General features: G+C 53.2%; 10 protein-coding genes. 3 read left to right on the plus strand and 7 right to left on the minus strand.

Annotation, left to right across the window (positions count from 1 at the left end):
• Positions 1-68: 68 nt before the first annotated feature.
• From PJDR2_RS29500 to PJDR2_RS29530, 7 genes are all read right to left on the minus strand, one after another.
• Positions 69-1,748, minus strand: a complete 1,680-nt coding sequence (locus PJDR2_RS29500) for a ribonuclease J (protein ID WP_015847403.1) — start codon at positions 1,746-1,748, stop codon at positions 69-71.
• A gap of 127 nt (positions 1,749-1,875) precedes the next feature.
• Positions 1,876-2,298 carry a hypothetical protein gene (locus PJDR2_RS29505; protein ID WP_015847404.1) on the minus strand — a complete coding sequence of 141 codons (423 nt, stop codon included), beginning with the start codon at positions 2,296-2,298 and terminating at the stop codon, positions 1,876-1,878.
• Entirely contained in the window at positions 2,298-3,362 is a 1,065-nt protein-coding gene (hisC, locus tag PJDR2_RS29510) for a histidinol-phosphate transaminase (protein ID WP_015847405.1), read from the minus strand. Before hisC ends, PJDR2_RS29505 begins: the two co-directional genes overlap by 1 nt.
• 81 nt (positions 3,363-3,443) lie before the next feature.
• Positions 3,444-3,944 (minus strand): GNAT family N-acetyltransferase, encoded by a 501-nt coding sequence (locus PJDR2_RS29515; protein ID WP_015847406.1) that lies wholly within the window; start codon positions 3,942-3,944, stop codon positions 3,444-3,446.
• Positions 3,945-4,388: 444 nt separating this feature from the next.
• Positions 4,389-4,796, minus strand: coding sequence for an RDD family protein (locus tag PJDR2_RS29520; RefSeq protein ID WP_015847407.1), 408 nt, complete (start codon positions 4,794-4,796; stop codon positions 4,389-4,391).
• A gap of 214 nt (positions 4,797-5,010) precedes the next feature.
• The gene (locus PJDR2_RS29525) at positions 5,011-6,672 is read right to left on the minus strand and encodes a glutamine--tRNA ligase/YqeY domain fusion protein (protein WP_041614778.1); all 1,662 of its coding nucleotides are present in this window, start codon (positions 6,670-6,672) and stop codon (positions 5,011-5,013) included.
• A 98-nt stretch (positions 6,673-6,770) separates the two neighbouring features.
• Entirely contained in the window at positions 6,771-8,144 is a 1,374-nt protein-coding gene (locus PJDR2_RS29530; RefSeq protein ID WP_015847409.1) for a sodium-dependent transporter, read from the minus strand.
• 155 nt (positions 8,145-8,299) lie between these two features.
• On the opposite strand from PJDR2_RS29530, the gene PJDR2_RS29535 reads away from it, so the two are divergent.
• From PJDR2_RS29535 to PJDR2_RS29545, 3 genes are read left to right on the plus strand one after another with little or no spacing between them, the layout of a single operon-like run.
• On the plus strand, positions 8,300-9,505 hold the full coding sequence (locus PJDR2_RS29535) for a tetratricopeptide repeat protein (protein ID WP_041613698.1): 1,206 nt from the start codon (positions 8,300-8,302) through the stop codon (positions 9,503-9,505).
• Positions 9,506-9,507: 2 nt separating this feature from the next.
• Positions 9,508-10,260: a glycosyltransferase gene (locus PJDR2_RS29540; protein WP_015847411.1), complete on the plus strand. Its 753-nt coding sequence runs from the start codon at positions 9,508-9,510 to the stop codon at positions 10,258-10,260.
• The gene (locus PJDR2_RS29545; protein WP_015847412.1) at positions 10,253-11,419 is read left to right on the plus strand and encodes a glycosyltransferase family 4 protein; all 1,167 of its coding nucleotides are present in this window, start codon (positions 10,253-10,255) and stop codon (positions 11,417-11,419) included. Before PJDR2_RS29540 ends, PJDR2_RS29545 begins: the two co-directional genes overlap by 8 nt.
• Positions 11,420-11,444: the final 25 nt, after the last annotated feature.

Raw genomic sequence — 11,444 nt, forward strand, 5'->3', positions numbered from 1 at the left:
ACGGGACAGCCCCTTGCGTGTATATATCGGCTCACTAAACAAAAAGAAGTGGACTGGTTAGGTGCCGATTACACTTCCATGATGATAGGAAGGATCATCGGCTTTCTTTTCGTTTGTTCATATAAGAATCGTCCGAGCGCGTCTTTTACGTTTGATTTGAGTGTTGTCCATTGGTTTACGTTATCGCTAATGGATTTCGTAATCGTTCTTGTTACAATTCTGCCTGCTTCCTCAAGCAGTCCTTCCGACTCCCGTACATAGACGAAGCCGCGGGAGATAATATCCGGTCCCGATTTGATCGTCTTGTCCTGCTTGCTGATTGTTACTACAACAACAAGAATGCCGTCCTGGGACAGGTGCTTGCGGTCACGAAGTACAATATTGCCAACGTCTCCGATACCAAGTCCGTCGATATACGTATTGCCAGCCGGCACTTTGCCGGATTTGCGTGCATCGCCGTTTACGATTTCTACGATTTCACCGTTATCCACGATGAAGGTATTGCCTTGCTCTACGCCAACGGCTTCAGCCAGCTTCTTATGATGAAGCTGCATCCGGTATTCCCCGTGAATCGGGATGAAATACTTTGGAGCCATCAATTGAAGCATCAGCTTCAGCTCTTCCTGGCTGCCGTGGCCGGATACGTGCATGCCTGTTTGCGTGCCGGAACCGTAGATGACATTCGCGCCGAGACGGAACAGCTCGTCCACCGTGCGTCCGATGCTGCGTTCATTGCCTGGGATTGGCGTTGCCGAAATAATAACCGTATCGCCTTCCAGAATCTCTACCTGACGGTGATTCGAACGGGCCATCCGCGTAAGAGCGGACATTGGCTCGCCTTGGCTGCCTGTGCAAAGAATAACGACTTGATTATCCGCATAGCGGTTCACTTCGTTCGTCTCGATTAGCATACCGTCCGGAATATCGAGATAGCCCAGTTCCGAAGCAATCGTAATCATGTTGACCATACTGCGCCCGATAATCGCCAGTTTCCGTCCCGATGCTGCCGCTGCATCCACAACCTGCTGCAGACGGTGCACGTTCGAGGCGAAGGTAGAGACGATCACGCGGCGTTCCGCCTTGCGGAAAGCATCAATGAAGTTCGCGCCGACGATCCGTTCCGATGGCGTAAAGCCTGGACGTTCGGCGTTTGTGCTCTCCGACAGCAAAGCGAGGACACCTTTCTTCCCAATCTCGGCCATCCGGTGAATGTCCGCGTGATAATCGCCTACCGGTGTTTGGTCGAACTTGAAGTCGCCCGTATGGACAACGACGCCTTCCGGTGTATCCAGCACGACGCCGAGGGAATCCGGAATACTGTGGTTTGTCTTGAAGAACGACGCCTTCATCGAACCCAGCTTGAGCTCGGAATCGGAATGAATCAAATGCCGCTCCGTCGATCCGAGCAGTCCGGCTTCCTTCAGCTTTCCTTCGATCAATCCCATCGTAAGACGGCTTGCATAGACCGGCATGCTCAGCTGCTTCAGGATATACGGCAACCCGCCAATATGGTCCTCATGGCCATGCGTGATGAGCAAAGCTCTGACCTTGTCCTTATTCTCGATGAGGTACGTAATATCCGGCACGATGATGTCGATACCGAGAAGCTCCTCATCCGGGAATTTGGAACCGCAATCAATTACAATAATGTCGTTCGCGTATTGTACCGCGTACATGTTCTTGCCAATTTCGCCTACGCCGCCTAAGGCAAAAATGGTTAGTTTCTTTTCTGTTTTATGGTTATTCAAAAATAATCCTCCTATTTATAAGACTGACGACGATTGTTATACTTCAAACATAAAAATCCGAACCAGTCACTTGCCACCATTATAGCACGAAAAAATAACAAAATGGAAATAGGCTTAAATAGCCTTTTTATACCCTGCTGAACTTCCTCCAAGCCGCAATCGCCGCGTTCACGGTTAATCCAAGCGCCACGCCCAGTACTACCGCTGCCAAATTCAATCCGTGTATGAACAATAGCAGCATGCCTGCGCCATAATCATCCTCCGGAAGCGGAAAAACCACCCCCATCAGATAACCGGTAATCATCAGCATCGGCACCCAAATAACAGGGATAAACAAAGCAAAATACCAATATTTACGGCGGAACCACCATATAACGGGCAACGCATATACTGCCGATGTTATTGCAAAAACGATGTACGCCTCATCTATAGCGGCACTATAGCGATAGGCCAGTTGAAAAAAAGTATTCCCGATTACCGCATAAATAACGCTCAAGAGAACAACGAAAAATGCAGCCCGTTGATAGCCTGGTCTTACCTGCGGCTTCATTATCGCTTAATGATCTCCTTGAGTGCCTCTACAAAAGCGGCCATCTCTTCGTCCGTGCCAACCGTTACGCGCAAATATCGGTCAATGCGGGGCTGTTTGAAATAACGGACAAGCACGCCTCGTTCGCGCAGCTGCTGGAACAGAAGCTCTGCCGCATGCTCCGGATGGGAGATGAAGACAAAGTTCGCTGCCGAGTCGGTCACGATAAAGCCCAGTTGTTTCAATTCCTTCGTCACAGCTTCGCGCGTGGCGATTACCTTCGCTGTGGTCTCCTGGAAATAAGCCTCGTCCTCAAACGCCGCTACCGCGCCTGCAAGAGCAAGACGGTCCAGCGTATAAGAATTGAACGAATTTTTGACGCGGTTCAGCCCGTCGATCAGCTCTTCGCTGCCCAGCGCCCAGCCTACCCGCAGACCCGCAAGCGAGCGGGACTTCGATAGCGTCTGAACAACAAGCAGATTCGGATATTCATTCACCAGCTTCGCCGCCGACTCGCCGCCGAAATCGATATACGCCTCGTCAATCAGGACAACCTGATCCGGGTTCTGCACCAGCAAAGTACGGATATCGTCAAGCGAGATCAGCATAGCTGTAGGCGCATTCGGATTCGGAATAACAATACCTCCGGTATCCCGTCGGCTGAATTCTTCAACCGGCAGCTTAAACTGCTCACCCAGCGGAATAATGTCCGCCTTCAGCTGGTAGAACTCCGCATACACCTTATAGAAGCTGTATGTAATGTCCGCGAACGCGACCGGTTTGGCCGGATTAAAGAAAGCCGCAAATGCAAAAGCGAGCACTTCGTCAGATCCGTTGCCTACAAATACTCGATTCGGTTCAACATCGAAATATCCGGCGATTTTCCGGACAAGCGCATCGCAGGTTGGATCGGGATAAAGCCTCAAATCATCGTTTGTTACCGACCGGATCGCTTCAAGCACTTGAGGCGAAGGCGGATACGGATTTTCGTTGGTGTTCAGCTTAATGTATTTTTTGTCCTTCGGCTGCTCCCCGGGAACATAAGGGACTAAAGAAGCCGTAAGCGGACTCCAAAACTTGCTCAATGTTCATTCTCCCCTGTCGTCTTATCATCCTATTGCTTCCAGCATAAATCATTTGGCAGGAATCACCAAATTCAGCCTTCGTTAAATCTTGCGTCCTAGAATAATCAAGTCCCGCTCTACCCCGTCGAGCTCGGCTACCTTTGGCAGGTTCGCCCACTCTTCGAAGCCAAATTTCCGAAGCAGGGCAAGGCTAGGCTCATTATGACCAAATACAAACCCGAGCAGCGTCCGAAGACCAAGTCCCGGGCTTGCTTCAAGCGACTTCTGAATCAGGAACGAGCCGATACCGCGCGCGCGGTACTCCTGATCGATATAAATGCTGATCTCGGCCGTTGCGTTGTATGCCGGGCGCCCGTAGAACGACTGGAAGCTCAGCCACGCTAACATTTTTCCGTCTTCCTCCAGCACCCATAACGGGCGAAAATCCGGTGAATGCTCGTCATACCATCTCATTCTGCTCTCCACCGATACGGGCTCCAGATCAGCCGTTACCCGGCGGGATGCGATAGTAGAGTTGTATATTTCGACGATGCGGGGCAGATCTTCTACCCTGGCATCTCGGATCGTAAAATCATTGTTCATAAGTAGTTCTCTCCTTGACCTCTTGTTTCCTTTATTTGATTGTACAGCCTGTACGATTTTTGCGCACGTGTAAATAATTTAACCTTCTCCACCCGCTAAAAACCAGCCTCGAACTCTATCTTCCGCGAGCTTAAGGTCTCACAGAGGCGTAGGTGCTTGGCGATCTTGTCAAAATCCAACCATAAACCCCACCTACCGCGCAGTTAAGACCCTCTGGGGACCTTATCAGGCACTTCAAAGGCAAAAGTTAAAGCACTTAAGGCCCCCAGAGGGCCTTAAGCGCTTTACGATCTCTCAAAAACCAACTTTAACCCCCACCTACCGCGTAGTTAAGGTCCTTTAGGGACCTTAACGGACACTTCAAAGACAAAAATAAAACCCTTAAGGTCCCCAAGGGGCCTTAAGGGCTTGCCGTATACCAGATAACATGGCGATGATGGCCTTTTACTCGTCTCCGTCGTGAACAACAACCGTCCCCGCGATAAAATCGTGGATGGCGCGTTTGTCTTCGCGCATACCAACCATAAACGCGCTGACAACCGCTGCGATACCGATCGTAACCGCATAGACAAGCCCGCCCACGACATTGCGCAGCAGCATCGTGCCGATGCCCGGCGGTCTGCCGTCCAGGCGGCGGATCTGTATGCCGCAAATCTTTTTCCCGATCGTATAGCCGTTCCAAAGAATAGGAATCAGCAAGGAATACAGGAAGGATATAATGTTCGTAAACGAGTTCTCCCTCTCGCCCGAAATGATAAAGGCCAGAATGGTAAGCGGAATGCCGATAATAAGGCCGTCCAAAATATTGGCGCCCAAACGTCTCCAGAATCCTGCGCGGTTATAAGTATCCATGTTGTTCCTCCCTATTTTTCTCTATTGGCTTTTTGTGCTTTCTTTAGCCTATTACCACCTATTTGGGCTTATGACTCCCGCTAAAGCCCGAGCAGTTTACAAGAATGTTCGCCACCATTCTACAATTTCCTTCTCTTTTACCATATATTATGATAATTAAAAAGCCGAGCTATCCTGTACGGACAGCCCGGCTCGTTCGGCCTATGGCGTTTATTTAAGCTTTGGACGGATCAAACGAGCTCTTCAACGAGACGATCCGGTTGAATACCAGCTTCTCAGCCGTCGAATCCTTCGGATCCACATTGAAGTAGCCGTGACGGAAGAACTGGAACTTGTCATGGCCCTTCGAGTCCTTCATGTTCGGCTCCACAAAGCCTTGCAGTACTTGCTGATTATTCGGATTGATGCATTCGAGGAACGGCTTGCCTTCCTCTTCGGCTTCGCTTGTAATAAGCGGCTCGTACAGACGGAAGTCCGCCGGCACGGCTTGCGAGGCTTCGACCCAATGGATCGTGCCCTTTACTTTGCGGGCATTAAAGCCCGAACCGCTCTTGGTAGCCGGATCATACGTACAGCGCAGCTCGATCACGTTGCCGTCCGCATCCTTGATTACTTCCTGGCACGTAATGAAGTAAGCATGCTTCAGGCGCACTTCGTTGCCAGGGAACAGACGGAAGTATTTCGCTGGAGGATTCTCCATGAAATCGTCTTGTTCGATATAGATCTCGCGGGAGAACGGAATTTGGCGCGTGCCCATTTCCTCGTTCTCGGCATTGTTCTCCGCTTCAAGCATCTCTACTTGGCCTTCCGGATAGTTCGTAATGACAACCTTCAGAGGCTGCAGAACGGCCATCGTGCGAAGCGCCTTCAGCTTCAAGTCTTCCCGGATAAAATGCTCCAGCATCCGCTCGTCAACCGTGCTGTTTGCTTTCGCTACGCCAATCTCGCGGCAGAACGCGCGGATCGCTTCCGGCGTATAGCCCTTGCGGCGCAAGCCGCTGATCGTTGGCATGCGAGGGTCGTCCCAGCCGGTTACGGCGCCTTCGTCCACGAGCGCTTTCAGCTTTCTTTTGCTCATAACGGTATTCGTAATGTTCAGACGCGCGAACTCGTACTGCTTCGGCACATCGACCATTTCGCATTCCGCGATCGTCCAGTCGTACAGCGGACGGTGGTCCGCGAACTCCAGCGTACAAATCGAATGCGTAATGCCTTCAATCGCGTCGCTGATCGGATGCGCATAGTCGTACATCGGGTAGATGCACCATGCGTCTCCCGTGCGGTGATGATGCGCATGGGCAATCCGGTACAGAACCGGGTCGCGGAAGTTGATATTCGGTGAAGCCATATCGATCTTCGCGCGCAGCACCTTCTCGCCGTCCTTGAATTCGCCTGCCCGCATTCTAGCGAACAGATCAAGATTCTCGTCGACGCTGCGGCTTCGGTAAGGACTGTCTTGTCCAGGCTGCGTCAGCGTACCGCGCATCTCGCGGATTTGCTCGGCAGTCAGGTCGCACACATAGGCTTTCCCTTTGCGGATCAACAAAACGGCGCGGTTGTACAGCTCTTCGAAGTAGTCGGATGCAAAACGAAGATCATCCCAGTCAAAGCCGAGCCAGCGCACGTCCTCCTTAATCGACTCTACGTATTCCGTATCTTCCTTTACCGGATTCGTATCGTCGAAACGCAGGTTTGTCCGTCCTTTGAATTCATCGGCTAGCTCGAAGTTCAAACAGATCGACTTGGCATGTCCGATATGCAAATATCCGTTAGGCTCCGGCGGAAAGCGGGTCACGATTTCCTGCACGTGGCCTTCTTTCAAATCTTCGACGACGATGTTCTTGATAAAGTTAGAGGATGATACCTTATTCTCCACTGTGTTTTCCACGGCGACCAACCTTTCCCGTAATTAATGATCTTCCTATCATACACAAAATTACGAGAAAATACACTGCCTACTGCTAGAGGGAGGCACTATCCCTTGAATAAAAAGTCCAGTGCGCCAGCGGAGTAGAGCAGAACCAGGACGACGAGAATCGGAGCGATATAACGCACCATAAACAGCCATATCCCAAACCATGCCGCCGTAAGACCGGCTTCCTCTGCCGCGTTTTTCCAAACCCAGCCTACAAAGATCGTAACAATAAGACCGCCAAGCGGCAGCATGATGTTCGAGCAGATGAAATCCATCCAGTCGAAAAACGTCTTGCCCCCGAAATCCAATCCGCTTACCGCTCCGCCTACCGACACGGCCGAAGGGATGCCAACCAGGAAGAGAAGCACCGTGATCACCGTAACCGCTAGTCCGCGGCTCCAGCCATACCGCTCGCGAATAAAGGCAACCGGCACTTCCAGGAGGCCAACCGTCGAAGTTAATGAAGCAACCGCAAGAAGGATAAAGAATAATCCGCCGAAAAGACTGCCGAGCGGCATTGCTGCAAAGGCAGCCGGCAACGCCACAAATACAAGCCCCGGCCCTTGGCCCGGCTCGATCCCGAAAGCAAAGGACGTCGGGAAAATGATCAAACCTGCCAGGAAGGCATACAGAAGGTCGCCTAGGCCAATCGCCATCGTGCCCGCGCCAAGCGACTGTCTCTTGTCCACGTAAGCACCGTACGTAATCATTGTTCCCATACCAAGAGATAGGGAGAAGAACGCATGTCCAAGCGCAACCAGTGCCGACTCAGCCGTTAACTTGCTGAAATCCGGACTAAGGAAGAACGATACGCCCTCTCCCGCCCCGTCGAGCGTCAAAGAGCGGACAACAAGGACAAGCAGCAAAATAACGAGGCCCGGAATAAGAATTTTGTTAAACTTCTCAATTCCGGCAGACACGCCTTTAATAATAACTGCCGCTGTTAGTACCAGCGCCAGAAGCATCCACCATACCGGCTGCCAGCTGCCGATGAAGGCATTGAACTGGCCGGAGTAATCCGTCGTCGTAAACAACTGCCCCGAGAACGACCGGACTGCGTAATACATCGTCCAGCCTGCGACAACGGAATAGAACGATAAAATCAAAAATGGCGCTGCGATCATTAGGAATCCAAGCGCTCCCCAGCCCTTTTGCTTAGTTAGCCGGTTAAAGGAGGTCGATACGCTGCCGCGGCCGCCGCGGCCGATCGCAAGCTCGGCCATCAGGACCGGCAAGCCAACAGCGAGAAGGCAGACAATAAACATGAGGAAAAATGCCGCACCGCCGTATTTGCCGGTGATATAAGGGAATTTCCACATGTTGCCAAGACCAACCGCACTGCCGATTGCCGCGAAAATAAATCCTGATTTCGAGAACCGCTCTTCCCCATCCGCAAGCGATGGAGCAGCGGTACTCTTGTTTTGATCAACCATCTTACAAACCTACCTCTTTCCTTGTGTCTTAACCTGATGTTGTTGTTAAAGCCTATTATTTGCTTCCAGTTCGAGAAAAAACCGGAATGGTTATCGTACTATTTTTCATACGTTCATACAAGAACCAAAAGAGTGGAACGGATGGTGAGCGCGCCATGGCAGCACAACCGATTATCGTCTTTCCTCCCGGCGGCTGGCGCGGGATTCCTTCCGGCGTCCGGGACTGGCTGGAGGAGCTGGCCGCGAAGAGAAAATTGCTTGCAGTAGCCGATGATGCTCCAAGCGGAATCGAGACTCTCTCCCTGGAACAGCTGGATGACGTGGAATGGGGCAGCGCCTCCGCTATCGTTATGCATCCCGCCTGGGTGCATATTGCCGTGCCGCTGAAGCCGCACTGTCTTATTGCCGTACTGCCCGGGCCGGAATCTAATGAAGAAGAGTTGTGGGGCAAATGCCGCTCCTGGCTATGCGCGTATGCCACGCTTGTCGTGGCCGGTACGGAGGCCTTCTATTTGGAGCAGTGCTTCCGCCGCGGCAGCGTCTTTCTAATGGACGGATTGGACGAAACCTCCGATCTGTTCGCCCGTCAGGCGGTGGAATGGCATAGCGACGGCTTCGAATCCGACATGCTTATCCGCCTCCAGCAGCGCCATAGAGCCAACTGGCGGAATGAACTGCTTCAGAAGCAGGAGCATGAGCAGGCGGCGGGCGGTAAGGTGAACGGCTATGCCGACGGTCTCTTCTTCCATTCGGTCTACCGGTATTTGACCGGCGAAGCCGAATACGCAAGAAAGCTTCTGCTTGCCTCCTTTGAGCAAATGCTGCACGAAGGCCGCAGGGATACGCTTCAGAACGTATACCGGTTCCTGTCGGCGATCGAACTGGAGCAGGGACATGTTCAGGACGCCGTACGGACCTACGGCTACACCGCCCAAGGGGATATCGAATGGCGGCATGCCGAACAATTATCCGGATGGCTGGCTGCCGGGAAGCGGGAGCTCGCCAAAGCCCAGCTATACCGGCTGAATGACGATTACCGCAAAGCGGCAGCTCTGCTGGAGCCGCTTGCGGATGATCCGGAAGCGTGTGCGCTGCTTACTGCTACTTATATTACGATGGGCCGATTAGACAGCGCTCTCTCGCTCGGCAAAGACGGGCTCCGCAAGTCGGCGGTCGACCGCCGGCAGTGGCAGCGTCTGCAAGGAACGGCGCTCTTGCTCAAAGGCAAACGGCATGAGGCCATCCACTGCTTTCTGGCGGCGGGAGAGCATAGGCAGGAGGAATTGAACGGCGTGGTTGAGCTGGCTGTTATGGATGGAGTTGCGCGGGAGCTGACACGAGGAAATAAGGAGGCTGACTAAGGATGTCCAGCGGTCTCGGAAAAGGCGGAAGAAAAATAACGGACAACAAATTAACCGCCATCATGCAGGTCCGCAACGAAGCCGGACGTTATCTGGAAGCGGCGCTTGCGGATTTGTCCGGCTTTGCAGACGAGATTGTCATTGTGGATGACGGGAGCACGGACGATACGCCGGAGCTCGCCGCATCGTTCGAGAAGGTTGTGAAGCTGGTACGGAATAAGGATTCGTTGTTTCATAAAGAATGGCTGCTGCGCGAGCAGCTGTGGCGGGCGGCGGAGGAAACCTCGCCGGATTGGCTGCTGGCCGTGGATGCGGATGAATTTTACGAGGATGACGCAAAAGCGGCCATGAGGCAGCTTATTAACCAGGATGACTACGATACCGTTTCCTTCCGGATGTACGATTTCTGGGATTCGGTCACCCACTACCGCGAGGACGACTGGTGGAATCTCCATCAGCGGCCTATGATGACGCTTGTCCGTTACTTGCCCGGCTTTCATTATGCGTATCCGAAGCGGGCGCATCACGCCACCCGGCTTCCTTTTACCTACAACGCTTTGCCCAGTCTCGATACCGACCTTCGGATCAAGCATTACGGTTGGGCGGGAAGCGCCGAGGATCGGCGGGCGAAATACGACCGTTATATGAAGCTCGACCCGCAGGGACATTGGGGCAATCTCGGCCACTACGCTTCTATTCTCGATCCGAATCCAAGATTGATCCGCTGGCAGGAGAGGGAGCGCCGCGATGGGTAGGACGATGGCAAAGCCGAAGCCCATGAAGACGGTGACGATATTGACCCACAGCTATTTGAACGCCTATGGACAGGATTATTCCCGGGTGTTCGGAGGCGGGCTGGAGCGGTATGTCGATTTGTTATGCCGGGCAATCAAGGAGCTCGGGCTCAATCCGGTTGTTTATCAGATGACGTATTACGAGGCTTTTGACACCGTGCACGAAGGCGTCCGGGTAAAAGGCTGGCCATTTGAAGCCAATAAGATTACGGAGGCTTTCGAGCGGATGGCGGAATCCGCGGAAGGCCTGCTTATCTATGCCAGCTGCATCTGGCATCCCATCCGCTATCGCCCGGGAAGCATCGGCATCTGCCACGGCATCAATTGGGACACTCCTTCTATCGCGGCCGGGACGAAGGCGGCGATCACCCGGCATATCAATCAGGCTCTTCGGCAGCTAGACCGCGTGGTGTCGGTGGATTCGCATTTCCAGACGTATTGCAGGGCTGTCTGCGAGTATGAAGATCCGGCCGTTATTACCCTGCTTCCCAATCCCGTGGATACCTTGCGGTTTGTTCCCCGGCCGGGGGGTGTCTCCCCTTCGGCAAAAGAGGTGCGGGTGCTTTTCCCGCGAAGGCTAAGCTTTGAACGGGGACTTGTTACGATGATGCTGTCGGCGGATGAGCTGCTCTGCAGGTATCCCGCCCTGACCGTGGAATTTGCCGGCGAGCTGATTGACGGATCAATGATGGCGGCAGCCTTTTATTTATGGAAGGAGGCTCATCCTCACCGCGACCGCATCATTCACCGGACATATACGTTCGAGACGATTCAGACGGCCTATCATCAGGCGGATATCGCGGTTATCCCGACGTTGTTCTCGGAAGGGACTTCCCTCTCCTGCCTGGAGGCGATGAGCTGCGGCTTGCCCGTTGTCGCAACCAATGTCGGCGGGCTGAACGATCTCATCATCAATGGCGTAAACGGCCGCCTAATTACAACCTCGGCAGAAGCCGTCACCTCTGCCGTCAGCGAGCTGATCGAGCAGCCTAGACTGAGGCGCCGATTAGGCATAGCCGCCCGGCGGGCGGCGCTCGCATTCGATCAGACGCGCTGGCTCGCCGAGTGGAAGGCGATTATTACTGCGCAGCTTGCGAAGGGAGATGGGGAGAGCCGCTGATGCCTTTCCGCGCTGCCGCCCGCCT

This window comes from Paenibacillus sp. JDR-2, from assembly GCF_000023585.1.
Lineage (GTDB): Bacteria > Bacillota > Bacilli > Paenibacillales > Paenibacillaceae > Pristimantibacillus.